The organism is Streptococcus sp. M334 (assembly GCF_000187745.1).
Classification (GTDB): Bacteria; Bacillota; Bacilli; order Lactobacillales; family Streptococcaceae; genus Streptococcus.
Window position 1 is genome coordinate 242430 of sequence record NZ_GL732487.1, and the last position, 16094, is coordinate 258523.

The 16094-nt window shown below is 41.0% G+C and carries 16 protein-coding genes and 2 pseudogenes; 4 read left to right on the forward strand and 14 right to left on the reverse strand.

Annotated features, from left to right (window positions below):
- Positions 1 to 134: 134 nt before the first annotated feature.
- Positions 135 to 2084: a DNA mismatch repair endonuclease MutL gene (gene mutL / locus HMPREF0851_RS09935; RefSeq protein WP_000018211.1), complete on the reverse strand. Its 1950-nt coding sequence runs from the start codon at positions 2082 to 2084 to the stop codon at positions 135 to 137.
- 206 nt (positions 2085 to 2290) lie between these two features.
- Between mutL and HMPREF0851_RS09940 the strand changes: the two genes are divergently transcribed.
- The 3 genes from HMPREF0851_RS09940 to HMPREF0851_RS09950 all read left to right on the forward strand — a co-directional run bounded on the left by HMPREF0851_RS09940 (position 2291) and on the right by HMPREF0851_RS09950 (position 4654).
- On the forward strand, positions 2291 to 2731 hold the full coding sequence (locus tag HMPREF0851_RS09940) for a LytTR family DNA-binding domain-containing protein (protein WP_000861963.1): 441 nt from the start codon (positions 2291 to 2293) through the stop codon (positions 2729 to 2731).
- Complete coding sequence (locus tag HMPREF0851_RS09945; protein ID WP_000743984.1) at positions 2728 to 3186, forward strand: DUF3021 domain-containing protein; 459 nt, start codon at positions 2728 to 2730, stop codon at positions 3184 to 3186. Before HMPREF0851_RS09940 ends, HMPREF0851_RS09945 begins: the two co-directional genes overlap by 4 nt.
- A gap of 205 nt (positions 3187 to 3391) precedes the next feature.
- A complete protein-coding gene (locus HMPREF0851_RS09950) occupies positions 3392 to 4654 on the forward strand; it encodes an NRAMP family divalent metal transporter (protein WP_000075783.1) in 1263 nt (420 codons plus the stop codon).
- 180 nt (positions 4655 to 4834) lie between these two features.
- On the opposite strand, the gene nrdI is transcribed toward HMPREF0851_RS09950, so the two are convergent.
- The 3 genes and pseudogenes from nrdI to HMPREF0851_RS15740 all read right to left on the reverse strand — a co-directional run.
- A complete protein-coding gene (gene nrdI, locus HMPREF0851_RS09955; protein ID WP_004248363.1) occupies positions 4835 to 5305 on the reverse strand; it encodes a class Ib ribonucleoside-diphosphate reductase assembly flavoprotein NrdI in 471 nt (156 codons plus the stop codon).
- A gap of 77 nt (positions 5306 to 5382) precedes the next feature.
- Positions 5383 to 5916, reverse strand: coding sequence for a hypothetical protein (locus HMPREF0851_RS09960; RefSeq protein WP_000729018.1), 534 nt, complete (start codon positions 5914 to 5916; stop codon positions 5383 to 5385).
- A gap of 60 nt (positions 5917 to 5976) precedes the next feature.
- Positions 5977 to 6177: pseudogene (locus HMPREF0851_RS15740) on the reverse strand (helix-turn-helix domain-containing protein); the annotation flags it as partial.
- A 154-nt stretch (positions 6178 to 6331) separates the two neighbouring features.
- On the opposite strand from HMPREF0851_RS15740, the gene HMPREF0851_RS09965 reads away from it, so the two are divergent.
- A complete protein-coding gene (locus tag HMPREF0851_RS09965) occupies positions 6332 to 6901 on the forward strand; it encodes an MptD family putative ECF transporter S component (RefSeq protein ID WP_000748389.1) in 570 nt (189 codons plus the stop codon).
- Between the two features lie 29 nt (positions 6902 to 6930).
- Here the strand turns inward: HMPREF0851_RS09965 and HMPREF0851_RS16780 are convergent.
- The 10 genes and pseudogenes from HMPREF0851_RS16780 to HMPREF0851_RS10015 form a co-directional block, all read right to left on the reverse strand.
- Positions 6931 to 7323, reverse strand: a pseudogene (locus HMPREF0851_RS16780) (hypothetical protein); the annotation flags it as partial.
- A 16-nt stretch (positions 7324 to 7339) separates the two neighbouring features.
- The gene (locus tag HMPREF0851_RS09975; RefSeq protein WP_009014287.1) at positions 7340 to 8584 is read right to left on the reverse strand and encodes a hypothetical protein; all 1245 of its coding nucleotides are present in this window, start codon (positions 8582 to 8584) and stop codon (positions 7340 to 7342) included.
- A 184-nt stretch (positions 8585 to 8768) separates the two neighbouring features.
- Positions 8769 to 9638: a helix-turn-helix domain-containing protein gene (locus tag HMPREF0851_RS09980; protein WP_001180349.1), complete on the reverse strand. Its 870-nt coding sequence runs from the start codon at positions 9636 to 9638 to the stop codon at positions 8769 to 8771.
- Between the two features lie 129 nt (positions 9639 to 9767).
- A complete protein-coding gene (locus tag HMPREF0851_RS09985) occupies positions 9768 to 10460 on the reverse strand; it encodes a methionine ABC transporter permease (protein WP_000444647.1) in 693 nt (230 codons plus the stop codon).
- 1 nt (position 10461) lies between these two features.
- A complete protein-coding gene (locus tag HMPREF0851_RS09990) occupies positions 10462 to 11523 on the reverse strand; it encodes a methionine ABC transporter ATP-binding protein (protein ID WP_000085648.1) in 1062 nt (353 codons plus the stop codon).
- Complete coding sequence (locus HMPREF0851_RS09995) at positions 11516 to 12889, reverse strand: M20 family metallopeptidase (RefSeq protein WP_000231805.1); 1374 nt, start codon at positions 12887 to 12889, stop codon at positions 11516 to 11518. Before HMPREF0851_RS09995 ends, HMPREF0851_RS09990 begins: the two co-directional genes overlap by 8 nt.
- A 99-nt stretch (positions 12890 to 12988) precedes the next feature.
- Positions 12989 to 13843 (reverse strand): MetQ/NlpA family ABC transporter substrate-binding protein, encoded by an 855-nt coding sequence (locus HMPREF0851_RS10000; protein ID WP_000694523.1) that lies wholly within the window; start codon positions 13841 to 13843, stop codon positions 12989 to 12991.
- A gap of 153 nt (positions 13844 to 13996) precedes the next feature.
- Entirely contained in the window at positions 13997 to 14827 is an 831-nt protein-coding gene (locus tag HMPREF0851_RS10005; protein WP_000724956.1) for an amino acid ABC transporter substrate-binding protein, read from the reverse strand.
- A gap of 208 nt (positions 14828 to 15035) precedes the next feature.
- Entirely contained in the window at positions 15036 to 15359 is a 324-nt protein-coding gene (locus HMPREF0851_RS10010; protein WP_000253922.1) for an AzlD domain-containing protein, read from the reverse strand.
- Positions 15349 to 16044 carry an AzlC family ABC transporter permease gene (locus HMPREF0851_RS10015; protein WP_000659742.1) on the reverse strand — a complete coding sequence of 232 codons (696 nt, stop codon included), beginning with the start codon at positions 16042 to 16044 and terminating at the stop codon, positions 15349 to 15351. The genes HMPREF0851_RS10010 and HMPREF0851_RS10015 overlap by 11 nt, the downstream gene beginning before the upstream one ends.
- Positions 16045 to 16094 lie beyond the last annotated feature (50 nt).

Sequence of the window (16094 nt, forward strand, 5' to 3'; positions counted from 1 at the left end):
AAAGAGATTTTTGACGATTATTCGGAAAAAGTAAATATTTCTATAATAAAACGCATAGAATCAAGGTTTTTTGTGAACACCTGATTTTATGCGTTTTTCTGATTTTGAAAATTTTTCCCAGACTTTTTGTGCTTTTAATATTTCCCCAATTCACGAAGACTAGTGTGATTTTCCTGAATACGTCGGAACATCTTTTCCATATCCGACTTGGTAAAATGCACTAAAACAGGACGTCCGTGGGGACAGTTGTAGGGATTATCACATTGAGAGAGCTGATAGAGGAGCTGTCTGGCCGAATGATCGTCAATACGATGGTTGGCCTTGATAGACCGTTTGCAGGACATCATAATAGCCAGCTCTGCTCGGTATTTCTTGATAGAAACTTCCTTGGTCAAAAGGAGCATGTCGCACATCTCATAGATGCCTGACTCAATCTCCTCCTCTGCCATCCAAATAGGATGCTCACGTAAGATGAATTGATTTTCTCCGTACTCTGCTAGAAAGACGCCCACTTCCTCTAAAAGTGCCATTCTTTCCTTGAGACGAAGGGCATCATCCGCTGGAAATTCAAAGATATAGGGCACTAGGAGTTGCTGCTGGCTCTGGTCAACATTGCCAATGCTTTCACGATACTCCTCGTACTTGACCCGTTCCTGAGCCGCATGTTGGTCTATGATGTAGAGCCCATCTCGCCCTTGGGCAAAGAGATAGGTTCCATGCATTTGTCCGAAAAATTCCAACTCTGGGAAGCTGGATGATTCTTCTCGCTCCAGCTTGTCATAGGCCTTATCCAAACTGGCTAAATCTAGCTCTGGATGGTCTAGTTGGTCATAATTAACAGGCTTTCTCTCTGCAAAATGCAGTTTTGCTGGCTTGGTTAGCTGATCCAAGGTTTCCTTGGCAAATAAAGTCAAATCCTGTCCTTCATCAGTCAATTCTACCTGATAATCAGCCACCTCAGCTTGACTAGGTCTTGTCGGCTCAGTATTCTCATAGTAGAGCGTATTTTCTTTGAGCGGGAGAATGGTCTGCTCCACCTTTTGACGATTACGCACAGTCGATTTGGCAAGATTTTCCAAAGCATCTGGGATCAAGGTTTGTTCCTTGAGACTATTAGAAATAGCTTCTGAGACCAGCGTCATCAGTTCTTTTTCCTTAGAAATCCGCACCTCTTGCTTGCTTGGATGCACATTGACATCCGCTAGATAAGGGTCGATATGAATGTGAATGACAGCCAGTGGAAAACGTCCCACCATGAGCTTACTTCCATAGCCGTCTAGAATTGCACGGTTAAGCAAAAAGTTCTTGATATAACGGCCATTGATGAAGAGACTGATATAGTTACGGTTGGCTCGAGTTAACTCAGGCAAGGACACAAAGCCAGAAATTTCGAAATCAAGGTCAGAATTCTCAATTTCAATCATCTTCTTTGCACTCGCCAAACCGTAAATCCCTGCGATTGCTTGGCGCAGTTGACCAGTCCCAGCTGTCCGCGTCATTTCCTTACCATCACTAATCAAGCTAAAAGAAATCTCATGATGGGCCAAGCCCAGACGGTTGACAATATCAATGATATGAGACAACTCTGCTTGCTGGCTCTTCATATACTTGAGGCGGGCAGGCGTATTGAAAAAGAGATCCTCCACACAAACCTTGGTTCCCACAGGACTAGTCGCTGGGATGACTTCTTCAACTTCTCCCCCACGCGCGACTAACTTGGTTCCGTGACTTGCGCCCTCAACTGCTGTCAAAAGAGTTAAAACGCTGACGGATGCGATAGAAGGCAGAGCTTCACCACGAAAACCAAGCGTGCGAATTCGAAAGAGGTCTGCTTGATTTTTTATCTTACTGGTCGCATGACGACGCAGAGCCAATCCCACCTCATCGTGGGCAATTCCATGACCATTATCTGTGATTTGAATTTTCTTGAGACCTGCTTCCTCAATCTCAATGATAATCTGACTAGAACCCGCGTCAATGGCGTTTTCTACCAGCTCCTTAACAACGCTAGCTGGACGCTCGATAACCTCTCCAGCGGCAATCTGGTTTGCCAGCACCTCTGGTAATTCAATAATATGAGACATCTTTCAGCCCCTTTCCGTATCTATTTTCCTAGAAATTGATTAGTGCTATTATACCATATTTCAGATGGGACAGAGAAACAAGCACCACATAGAAGCCAAATCCCTCCACATAGACAAAGTCCCTTGCCAGGTGTCGTAAAATAGTGTTTAATAAAGGTATACAAGAAGTGATCACAATTTTGTATGAAAAACAAGGAGAGAAATTTATGAAAGTAGAACTACAGATTAGTGAAACTTACGAAGAGGAAAAGCTGATTGTTCAAGCACCTCAGCCGACAGATAAAATCCAGAAAGTCATCGAGTTCGCAGAAAATCTGGATCTAACAGAAAAAATCAAAGGGAAAATCGATAATCAGGTCTATCTAGTTAAGGTTGGCAAGATTCAACGCTTCTATATCGAGAATCGGAAGGTTCTAGCAGAAACCGCGAGTCAGACCTACAGCATTGATTTGCGACTCTATCAGGTCCTTGAAATTCTGCCAACCAATTTTATCCAAATTTCCCAATCAGAAATCATCAATATCGATTCCATCTCTCATCTCAAGCTCACCCCCAACGGCCTAGTAGAAATTTTCTTGAAAAACGAAAGCTTCACCTACTCTTCACGCCGTTATCTAAAAACCATCAAGGAGAAATTAGAACTATGAAAAAACAAATCTTCCACGACGCAGCTACTGGTGTCCTCATCGGTCTCATCCTCTCTATCATCTTTTCACTCATTTATGCACCAAGTACCTACGCCCCGTTAAGTCCCGACTCTCTCATCGGACAAGTGATGACTCAACATCAAGTTCACGGTGCCTTGGTCTTGCTCTACTGCACACTGATCTGGGCAGCCATCGGTATTCTCTTCAACTTTGGCAAGCGATTATTCAGTCGTGACTGGAGCTTGCTCCGTGCAACTCTGACCCATTTCTTCCTTATGCTAGTAGGATTTATCCCATTAGCAACCCTAGCAGGTTGGTTCCCCTTCCACTGGATTTTCTATCTCCAACTCATTATCGAGTTTGCGATTGTCTACCTCATCATTTGGACTATTTCCTATAAAAGAGCATCAAAAAAAGTAGACCATATCAATCAACTCTTGGAGCATAGACAATAGGAACCTCATAATAAGCAAATCCGAGAAAGAAACTTCTCGGTTTTTCTTTCCCCTACTGTACCTTGCTATCATAGTAGTTATTTTCAGATTTTCTTTGTAAATTTTCTATCTTTTTTCAAAATAATCTTGCATTTTCTCAAAGTTTTTTGTAGAATATAGATTATATATCCAGATTATTCTGAAAATTCAAAAAGGAGTATCTATCATGTCACAAGCTATTTCGTTAAATCAATCCACCTGGGCAAGTAAACTAAAAGCAATGGGACCGGGAATCCTAATGGCTTCTGCCGCTGTTGGAGGTTCCCATATTGTATCCTCAACTCAAGCTGGCGGTTCTTACGGTTGGTCTCTACTTCTCTTGGTCATCTTAGCCAATGTCTTTAAATATCCATTTTTCCGTTTTGGTGCTGAATACACAGCTGATACTGGAAAGACTTTGGTTGAAGGTTATGCCGAAAAAGGAAAACTCTATCTCTGGATTTTCTTTATTATCAATGTCTTTTCGGCTATGGTCAACACAGCTGGTGTTGCTATTCTGTGCTCAGCTATCATCGCCAGTGCCTTCCCAATGATTGGACTTAGCATCACTCAGTGGTCCCTCATTCTCGTTGCAATCATTTGGGCTATGTTACTCTTTGGAGGCTACAAACTCTTAGACGGCATGGCAAAATGGATAATGTCTGCTTTGACCATTGCAACTGTTCTTGCAGTTATCATCGCAGCGGTCAAACATCCAGAATACAGTTCTAATTTTGTCGAGAAAACACCTTGGCAAATGGCAGCTCTTCCCTTCATCGTTTCCCTCTTAGGGTGGATGCCAGCTCCTATTGAAATTTCAGCTATCAACTCACTTTGGTCTGCTGAAAAGAAAAAGACCGTCAACTTTAACACCGAGGACGCTCTATTTGACTTTAACGTTGGTTACATTGGAACAGCTATCCTAGCTGTGTTCTTTGTAGCACTGGGAGCATTGATTCAATATCCTACAGGGCAAGCAGTTGAAGCTGCTTCAGCCAAATACATCTCTCAATTCGTGGGCATGTATGCCTCTGTTCTTGGCGAATGGTCCCGTTACTTGATTACCTTTATTGCCTTCCTGTGTATCTTTGGAACAGTTATCACTGTTATTGATGGCTATTCTCGTGTCAATCAGGAATCTCTCCGACTGCTAATCAGTCAAAAAGAAGACAGTAGTAAATCTTTGAACATCTGGATGACCATCACTGCTATCATCGGTATCGTCATTATCAAGTTCTTCGCTGGTCAGGTTTCAACCATGCTCCGCTTTGCTATGATTGGTTCTTTCCTGACAACACCATTCTTCGCTCTTTTAAACTACGCCTTGGTAACGCGTGGAAACAAAAATCTTCCTTCTTGGCTCAAACATCTTGCCATTGCAGGATTGATTTTCCTCTTTGGTTTCGCCATCTTCTTTATCTACGCACTCGCAATCGGAAAAGCAGGATAATCGACAAAGTGCGAGATAAAGATAAGGTTTCATTTCAAGAGAAAATTCAGCAAATATTTCTATGATAAAAAGCATAAGAACAAGGTTTTAAAGACTTGAACTTATGCTTTTTTACGTTCTCAAAGACTGTTTATACTCCAAAAAACAGTTGAAAAATCCCAAACGCCTCTTATAACTACCTTAATTCTCCCTTTCCAACTCATACAAATCTGCGATAATAGCTGCGACACGTTTGATATCTTCCAGCATGCCTCGCATTTCAAAGTCAGCCAAGACAGGGAAACCAAAGCGTTGGCTGTATTGCTTAGCTGTCAGGCAGTATTGGTTATTAAAGTTACGATTTCCTGAGCCAACCACGCCAAAACACTTACTAGCATTGTCACCATAGGCGATAAAATCCCCCACTGGTGTCGTCAAAATCTCTACATCTCCATTATCCACGCCATTCCCACCTTCAAGGTAGGTCGGTAGAAAGGCGACGTAAGGGTGGTCCATTTCATAGAAATCGTGACCTTCCTTGACCAAATCCTTGATATGAATCTTTTGAACCTCAATTCCCTCGTACTGGGACAAGAGATAGTCTTTCAAGCGCGTCACAAAACTCTCAGTATTGCCACTCAAACTAATATAAACTAAAGAAATTGTCTTCATATTTTCCTCCATGATTTTATTTTTAATCGAAAAAGAACTACCAAGATTGTAACTTGATAGCTCTTTTTTGTCAATACTTAAGCAAGTTCTTCTGTTTCCTCTTCTTCAGCCAAGGCTTTCTGTTGACGCCAAATCTTATAGAAGACAAGAGCTAGGAAGAGAATATTGATGACGATATAGAAAATGCTGACAGCTTTTGAACCAATACTCATTGTCAAACGCATGCTTTCATCTTGAACCAACTGCACAGCGTCCTGTAAACCAACATAGCCATAAATCGAACCGATAATAGCTAACAAAACATAGCCAACGTAAGTATAGTTTGCATATTGCAAATTCTTACGAATAAGGAAGACAATCGCTACGACCACTAAAATAGCAGATAGCACAATCAAGGCCATATTAAAAATAGAATGATATGCTTCTGCTACTCTATAGTTGTAATTAAGCTGGTCTTCTAATTGCTGAGCACTGACCCCTGCAACTTGTTTCTGAGCGGCACGAAGAGCTTCTTTGCTAGGTAAGGGACTCAACATTCCAAACAGAGACATAGCTGAAATAAGAGCAGACAAGATTAGCAAGACCCATAGATAAATCGGTTTCTTTTTCATGATAGAACCTCCTGATGTTATTATTGATATTATAGCACCTTTTGTAAGGGAATACAAGTCTTATAGTATAGTTTCTACCTGTTTTCGGTAGGCTTTGGGAGACTTTCCGCACAATTTTCGGAACACTTTATAGAAATATCCAACGTTACTGTAGCCAACCGCATAACAAATATCTTCGATGCTGTCACTAGTTGAAAGTAAGAGTTGCTGGGCAGCCTTAATGCGTTGTTTGTTTAGTAGATATGCGAAGATAGAATTTGTTTAAGCCTTACAGTAAAACAATCTAACCATCTACTATTAACAAATCTATAAAAAATTTAGTTTGGCAAGCAAACAATAACACTTTCTCCCCATTTACAATCCCATCAAACCATGGTACAATGAGAATTGTGAAAAAATTATCAGGAGACAATTCATGAAAAAGTCTATCTTAACTACACTTCTTTTTGCAGTTCTTTACTTCCTCTGCATGGGGATTGGTGTCCTTTTGGGCAATCTCTTTGACCAAACTGGAAACATGTTTTATGCGCCTGCCTTTACTGCCCTTGTCGGCGGTAGCGTCTATATGATCCTAGTCGCAAAAGTTCCGCGCTTTGGAGCCATTACCACTATCGGCCTTGTCATCGCCCTCTTTTTCTTGGGGACTAAACACGGTGCTGGTGCCTTCCTTCCTGGAATTATCTGTGGTCTGCTAGCAGATGCCGTAGCTAGCCTCGGAAAATACAAGAACCAAACAAAGAATTTCCTTTCTTTCGTTATTTTCGCTTTTAGCACATCTGGACCAATTCTACTCATGTGGATTGCTCCCAAAACCTATATGGCTACTCTTCTGGCAAGAGGAAAATCGCAAGAATATATCGACCGTATCATGGTCGCACCAAACCCTGGAACCGTCCTTCTATTTATCGCAAGTATTGTCATCGGAGCCCTAGTGGGTGCTTTGATTGGACAAGCCTTGAGTAAAAAATTGGCACAAAAAATCTGATTACTAAAAAAGAGCCACACGGCTCTTTTTTATTTATGACTCAATTTTTTAGTCAAGAAATCTCCCAAGAATTGGATTGCAAAGATAATCAAAATGATAATGATGGTTGCCAAGATAGTCACATCGTGATTATAGCGGTTAATACTCAATGAAAATCAAAGAGCAAACTAGGAAGCTAGCCGCAGGTTGCTCAAAACACTGTTTTGAGGTTGGAGATAAAACTGACGAAGTCAGTTACATATACCTACGGCAAGGCAACGCTGACGTGGTTTGAAGAGATTTTCGAAGAGTATAAATCCATAAGCGATGGCCACGTTACCAATACCACCAGCTCCAACCGCACCAGCCATAGCTGTTTCCCCAACAAGGGAAATCAAGGTCACAGTCGTCACACGGATCAAATCTGGCAGACCTTCTAGTAATCCTGAGCTTTCTAGGCTAAACTTTTTTACCTGAAAAACTTCTTTTTTCTAGTGATAAAATCAACCCTATCACACTCCCTGCTAAAAAGACCCACCAACAAAGCCTGATATCTTGTAAAGCTAAGAAGGAAAATATAGACATCCCCAAGGGTAATGTTAGGGAAAAAATCATACTCAAAAGATTATTACTTCGAGCTAATACATCCGCGCTCAAATTAGACAATAACAGAGTATCTAATTTAGGCATTGATTTCGACATCAAATACATGACAAAGGCTAAGCAGGCAACACCTACTAGAGGAGAAAAATCTAAAATATTAGCAGTAGCAAGCAAGACAAACAGACTTGCATTGAGCGATAGCAAACTTGAAAACGACAATTTCCCAAAATAATCATGGGGAGTTAGGCTACCAAGAATAGCTCCTCCCAAGCTGACACATTCAATTAAAAATAGAGCTTGAGCATAGCTGAGATGATAGATAGTATGGTCTAATAAGTAAAAGTGATAAATACCTCCAACAGCTCCTCCCAAAGTATTCATCACTAAAATGACAAGAATCATTTTAAACAAGGATTTACTTTCTTTCTGCCTAAAGATATCATCCATGTCCGCATAGATTGCCTTAACTTGTTGAAATAAACTAATCGACTCATTCTCTACCATTACAGACAAATACGTCAATTCTCTTCTATTTTTGAACAAAATAAGAGAAGATAGTAAAAAGAAGCCAGCATTCACAATTGCAACAAAAGAAAAATTTTGGTGGCTTGTTGTGAGTAACCACACTCCTAAGGCTTGACCTCCTAGATTTGATAAATAGGAAACAAACTGAGTAAAGGAATAAGCTTCATAGAGCTTATCTTCCGAAATATTATGCTGGATAATCGGCATACGAAGGCCTGCTGTATAATCTGATAAAATATCCGAACAGATATTAACCATACAGATAAGAGCAAATGTTACGAAGTTCTGGTCTTGAATCACACTAGCAACCAAAAGAAATAGTAGACTTTGCACACAACCAACCCAGATAATTGTTCCTGCTTTATTTCGAGTATGATCAGCCTTAATCCCAACATAAAAAGTAAATAGGAAAGGTAAAATCGTAATTATATTCGCCATAAATACAGCTATATTTTTAAAGGGTAGACTCGCAGCGTAAACGATAAATACCAGATTATAAATATAAGCTCCACTTGAGCTCAAAAACCTTGATAAGGTCAGTATTCTAAATAAATGATGTCTTAAGAATAGTTTCATAACAGGCCTTTCTCACATTTCAAAGAGTATTCTATTGAATCCAGTCTAACAAAAAAAGCGGGGCTCCCCACTTTTTTGTAATATATTTTTTCTGAAAATAGAAACTCTAGCGCCTAGAAACTACTAATTATCAATCCATCTACAAGGCTATTTATTTTTCATCAGTCGATGTAACGAGAATATATTACAAATCTTTATTTGAAAGCTGATTTGCAAAATAGTTTTCATAGTATCTTGCACCACCTACATACTCTAAATCTTGTAAGATTGTAATGCCTCTCTGGATTTTTTCAAGACCCTTATTTTCTACATTAAAAATAGTATCATAATACCCTTTAGCAATCATATAAATGATTTTAAGATAAGCTTCAGATTCTGGTAAATCGCGGTTTTCAATCTGAAAGGTAAAATAGTCTGCTTTTAATTTATCCTTTTCCTCTATCGCTTTAAAGAGTCCATTAATCAAAATGGTATCAATACCGACTTTGTTACTAGGTAAAGAGCCTAATAAATCCGTCTTTTGTAACATCTCCCTAGAATATTTAAAATAGAGGGGCAGAGGGAACAAAGTAGAAATCGTTGAAAATAGTTCCAATTCATAATTTCCCCAGATATCAATAGTAAAAAAATAGTCATAGAGAAAAGTCAGTTCTTCATCCGTTGCTCGTATTTCTGAATCAAAAAACACAAGAAGGCTTTTGATACGAATCATTTGTAAAAGATAGCTTGTTTTAGCACTTGATCTGTACTTTTTAGTCGTCTCTTCATACAAGGATTGGAGAGAATCAATCCCTTCTCTGTCATATAGTTCCCAGAGATTTTCTTGAAAAGCCAAAACCTGTTTCTGAGAAAAACCACGTACCAAGTACATAAATTCGTTCAAATCAGAGTGGATGTTATCTAAGGCAGTAATCAATTTCATAGATGATAAGTCTGCTTCTCCACGCTCAAATTTGCTCAGCATGGAATAAGTAAACTCTCCTCCCGTCGCCTCCTGGAGAGATACATTTCGACTCTTTCTCAATTCTTTAAAAACTTCTCCCAGATTTTGCATATTGACTCCCCACAATTCTTAACTCTCTAACTCATAGAAGCGACGATTGATAGCAACCAGTACAGAGAATTTTAAGTCTTGACTATAACGACAACTCTTATGAATGATGTACAGATGTCCTAGCTATTTTTATTTATGACTCAATTTCTTGGTCAAGAAATCTCCCAAGAATTGGATTGCAAAGATAATCAAAATGATAATGATGGTTGCCAAGATGGTTACATCGTGATTGTAACGGTTAAATCCATAAGCGATGGCTACGTTACCAATACCGCCAGCTCCAACCGCACCAGCCATAGCTGTTTCTCCAACAAGAGAAATCAAGGTCACAGTCGTCACACGGATCAAATCTGGCAGACCTTCTGATAGGTAGACACCCACGATATCCCAGAATGTCGCTCCGCTCGCTTGAGCCGCCTCAATGACACCACCATCCAGTTCAGCCAATACCACCTGTACTTGACGGGCAAAGAAGGCAAAGACTGCAAAAGATAGCGGTACGATAGCCGCATTTGGACCAATGCTTGTTCCTACGATTAGATGAGAGAAGGGTGACAAGACTGCCAAGAGAATGATAAATGGTACCGCACGGAAAATAGAGGTAATCTTATCTAAAATCCAGAAAACGACCTTATTTTCCAAGACACCACCTGGCGCTGTCAAAACAAGGAAAAGACCTGCCACTAGCCCCAAGAACCCTCCGATGATGAAAGAAAGAACTGTCATATAAAGGGTTAGATAGATGGCTGTTCCCCAGCCTGCCTGACCAGCCCAACCCATTTTATAGACATTTGGCAAATAGGTTTGAATCAATGATTCCATCTTACTGTCCTCCCTTCAATACTTTTAGTTGTACGCCTGCTTGACGAATGGCTTCTTGGGCACCTGCCAACGCTGCTTTTTCACCTGACAAGACCACAACTAATTCTCCAACAGGAGTACCATCGAGAATTTCGATATTTCCATAGAGGATATTAGCCGTTACTTGGTAATGCTTGTACAATTCATTCAAAAGTGGCTCGTCTGTTGAAGCACCCGCATACTTGAGTTGCACCAAGAGACTGTTTTCAGACAAATGTTCCACGATTTCCTGCTTCTCAATCTTAACCATGGCTTCATCAATGCCAGTGGCTGTTGAGATAAAGTCCTGGGTCAAAGGTTGTTTAGGGTCTGAGAAGATTTCAAGAACACTGCCCTCTTCAATCAAATGCCCATCCTGCATAACTGCCACACGGTTGGCAATGTCTTTGACAATCTGCATTTCATGCGTAATCAAGACAACCGTCAAGCCTAATTTTTGGTTCAAATCTTGCAACAAGGCCAAAATCTGCTTGGTTGTCTTAGGGTCAAGGGCAGAAGTTGACTCGTCTGAAATCAAGATTTTTGGATCATTGGCCAAGGCACGCGCAATGGCTACACGCTGTTTTTGCCCTCCAGATAGTTGTGAAGGGTAGTTTTCAGCACGGTCTGCCAAGCCAACCAAGTCCAACAACTTGGCTACTTTAGCCTTCTTTTCTTCCTTGCTGAGTCCAGAGTGTTTAAGGGCAAAGGCTACATTCTCCTCTGCTGTCTTTTGGCTCATCAGGTTAAAATGCTGGAAAATCATTCCAATATCTTGACGTTTACGACGCAACTGCTCGGCCGTCAAGGTCACCTTGCCATCAAAAATCACATCGTCGTCAATGGTAATTTTCCCTGCAGATGGTTTTTGCAAGAGGTTAATCACCCGTACAAGGGTTGATTTCCCTGCTCCAGAATATCCAACGATTCCGTAGATAGCCCCTTCTTGGATGTGAATGGTCACATCCTTGACCGCTGTGATGGTTCTCTTCTTTTGGTGAAAAGTCACATCGATCTGATCTAACTTGATAATATCTCTACTCATAGCTTCTAATCAGCTCCTCTACTAATTCAATATGGGTGTAATAATCGGCGATTCGCACATTTTCATCCCCACCGTGGTCTCGACTATTAGCATTTCCTAGACCGAAGGCCACCATTGGTACCTCTAGGGCATCAAAGACCGTATGCATAGGCCCTGTCCCCGCTGTTGTCGGCAAGACTGAAACGCCCTGTGGATAGAATTTCTTGGCCAACTCGATTACATTGAGAATGGCTGGTGCGCTCATATCGCTTCGATAGCTCATCTCTCCCAAGGTATAGTATAATTCTACCTTATCAAAGCCATTTTTGTCTAGCTGTTTCCGAATTTTTTCCAGAACATCATGCGGTTCTAGACCAGGAACCAAACGAACCTCTAGCTTAGCACTGGCTTCTGCTGGTAAAATCGTTTTAACCCCTTGTCCTTGGTAACCTGACTGAATCCCTTCGATATTAAGGGCTGGCTCGAAAAAGAAACGTTTCAGAAAGGCTGCGCGGTCCTCTTGTAAAAGGGGTAATTCCAAACCATAAATCTGGCTGATTTCCCCTGGATTTCGTTGGGCATAGGTACCCACCAAGGCCAATTCACGTTCATTTGGCTCTTGAACTTCTTCGTACAAACCTTCAACCAAGATACGGCCATCTGCTGCACGAAGAGACTGTATGGCTTGAAGGAGATACCAGGGAGCTGATTCCACAACCCCACCATAACTAGAATGGATATCCACATCAGCGCTTTTCACCTTGGCATCAAAGGTCACAATCCCCTTATTTCCACCAGAAATTTCCAGCTGTTCCAAGGCATTTTTGGTTCCTTGTTCCCAGACCAACAAATCTGCACCACGGAGTTTATCCGCATGCTTTTCTAGATACTTATCTAGGTCTGTCGAAGCGGATTCCTCCGCTCCCTCCATGATAAAACTGATATTGACAGGCAGGTCATCATGGTGCTGCATGTATTTTCTCAAAGCACTCAAACGAGCCGTGATATGACCCTTGTCGTCATCAACCCCACGCCCATACATAAAGCCATTGCGGACCGAAAGCGTAAAGGGATCCTCTGTCCACACCTGATCCCCATCCGCTGGCACAGTGTCATAGTGGTTATAGAAAATCAGGGTCTTGGCATCTGGACGCGAACTCTTGAAATGTGCCATGACAAAGGGCGCCGTATAAGTCTCATCAATCTCCACTTCAGCCCCAACACGCTTGAAAATCTCACCCAGATAGTTGGCAACTTCCTTAAGTCCAACCTGTTGGGCAAAGACCGACTTCTTAGAAATCAAGGTACGCAAAACCTCAAAATAATGCTGGGCTACATGATCCTTTTCAAATTTTTCAATCTGTTCTTGTTCGCTAGGAAAAACCATATTCTCTCTACCTTTCTATGAACCTATAGTCTTCTTTACAATCCATGCTCTATACAAAAGCAAGAGGTGGAATTTTCTCTCCCACCTCCCTGTTTCTTATTACCAAACTGGTTGATCCAAACCGTCTGATGTTTCTTCGATAACTTTTTTCACGTCATCTGTGTGGTAAGCTGCGATCACTTTCTTGATAGCATCAGCTTTTGGTGATGTTTCCCAATCTTTTTTCGCAACGATGATGTTGTACCATTGTTTTGAATTTTCATCAGCTTGTTCTTTGAAAAGTGCTTTCTTGTAGTCCAATTTTGCTTCTGTAACGAAGGTATTGTTTACAACGGCAGCGTCAACTGATGACAATGAACGAGCTGTTTGGCTAGCATCCAATTCAGTGATTTTCAAGTTCTTTGGATTTTCTTTGATGTTAGCAACTGTTGCAAGAGCAGTTCCAGAAACATCCAATTTAATCAAGCCAGCTGATTGAAGCAAGTAAAGTGCACGACTTTCGTTTGTAGCGTCGTTTGGTACAGCGATTTCTCCGTTTGCTGGGATGTCTTCTACTTTAGTGTACTTGTTGTCACTTCCATTCAAACCTGAGTAAAGACGGATTGGAGAGATGTAAGTATCTGCAATCGCTACAAGGTCTTTTCCGTTTTCTTTGTTCCAGTTGTTCAAGAAGTTATAGTGTTGGAAAGCGTTCAAATCTACTTCGCCATCAGCAGTTGCCTTGTTTGGTTGTGAGTAGTCTGTGAACTCTGTAAATTCCAAGGTAATACCATCTTTTTTAACCAATTCTTGGATTTTGTCCCAACGTTTTTCTTCAGAACCGCTACGGTTAACAGTTGCGATTTTGATAGTTGTTGCATTGTCTGCTTTCTTTTCTGAGTTTCCGCAAGCTGCAAGAGCCAAACCTGCGACTGTAGCAAGAGCTGCTACACCAAGCCATTTTTTGATTTTCATGATTCTTTCTCCTTAAAAATAATACCGTACTAGTATCTCACAATTTATTTGATTTCACAAATTGTTATTAGATAGTCAGATATATAGTTTAAAACTATATCCTTAAAAACTGAGAAATCATCCACCTTATTCAGAATGGATGATTTCAAAAAATTATTTAATATCAGCTTCTGCTGGTAGGTAAGTGTCTCCGAAGAATTGTTTAGACAACTTTTCAAGCGTTCCGTCTTTGTAGAGTTCTTGGATACGTTTATCTACAAATGATTTCAACTCATCTTGACCTTTAGCAAGAAGTGGGTAAACGTAAGGTTGTTGGTCGCTTGGAAGTTCAATAACTTTCAAGTTGTCCAAACCTTGGTCTTTGATGACTGTTTCAACACCGATTTTATCAAAAATCTTATAGTCAAACTGGCCATCGCTCAAGCGTCCCATGATTTGTTGGAAGTCCGCTTTAGTATACTTTAGGACAGTTGGATTATCTGAATGTTGTTTGTTGTAGTCTTCTAGCTGTTTAGCAGATGTTGTCCCTTGAACAACTTCTGTTGATTTTCCACCGATATCATCAAGCGATTTAATGCTAGGGTCATCTTTTTTCACTACAAGAACGTTAGGGTTTTTAGCAGTTGGAGCTGCATAAAGGTATTTTTCAGCACGTTCTTTAGTGTAGCTGATGTTGCTAACAGCCATATTGTAACGGTCAGCATCAAGTCCTGCAAAGACTCCTGACCACTCTGTCTTCTCAAACTTGACATCATATTTGTCAGAATCTTTAAAGATAGCGCGAACCACTTCAATTTCGTAACCAGTCAATTCGCCATTTTCTTCATAGTTGAATGGTTTTGGTGTAGCATTAGTTGCAACGATAATTTCTTTCTTGCTAGCTACTTCTCCTTCTTTCTTAGCACCACCTGAGCAAGCTGCTAGTACACCTGCAGCAACAAGCCCTAGGGCAGCAAGAGATGAGTATTTAACGATTTTTTTCATGTCATTTCCTCCAAAATAGAATACCTTATAATCTTAACAGAAAAAGACCATTTGCGCCATTATATGATATCTATATCTGTGATAGGTTTTCTTTATGGCTGATTTATACTCAATGAAAATCAAAGAGCAAACTAGAAAGCTAGCCGCAGGCTGTACTTGAGTACGGTAAGGCGACGCTGACGTGGTTTGAAGAGATTTTCGAAGAGTATTAAAAGACCAAACGCAAGAGTGCAATTAAGACCACTCCAAAGAGAACTGTTCCGACTAGATTGCGATAACGAAAGGCTACCCAAGCTGTTGGAAAGACTGCTAAGAAATCCAGCCATTTGATTTGAGGAAGGCTCCCAACCTTACCTGTCACTACACTTGAAAGAATCAAGGCAAAGATAATAGAAACGGGCAAGAATTTCAAAAAACGCTCAACGATAGCAGGCAAGCCCTTATACTTGACCAAGATGAAGGGAATGATACGGGGAATCCAGGTCACCAAGCCAGAGAAAATAACTGCTAACAAAAGATACTTACTGACCATCTAACACCACCCCCATGCTACAACCAAGTAGCGTCGCAAACAGAACAGCTAGAGACTGAGACACCACTGTCAAGAGTAAAAAGAAGGATACCGCAACAACTGCTAGGATAATGAGCAGATTGCGGACTGGAATCCGTCTTTGCATAATCTGGAATTGCGAAGCAAAAATTCCGATAAACATCCCAACCAAAGCAAAGTCTAGCCCAAAGATTTCTGGATTTGGTAGCAGACCACCTAGAGCCGTTCCAACCACTGTTCCCACAAACCAAGCCACATAGCTGTTGAGATTGTTTCCGTGCATCCACATCGGATTGACCTTGTCTGTATGGGCCAATTCGCCCATCAAAACGCCGTAGGTCTCATCTGTCAAGAGACTAGACATACCAATATTTTGCCAGAGACTGGTATGACGGAAATAGGTCGATGCGTGTAAGCTCAGCAAAAAGAGACGCAAATTAATCAAAAAGACCGTCATAGCAATAGCTGCCACGGGCGCCTGAACCGCAATCAAGGCCAACATGGCAAACTGGGCGCTCCCAGCATAAACAAAGAGGCTCATCAAGCCCATCTCAACAGGTGTCACATAGGGCGCACCGATAATCCCACAGGCCAGGCCGATACTGACATAACCAAGGGCTGTTGGCATGGCTGCCTGCGCCCCCTCCCAAAATCCTTTTTCTTTCATCTTTCTCCTCATATCGTCTTAATAAATGGGCTGAATCAGTTCCAGCCACA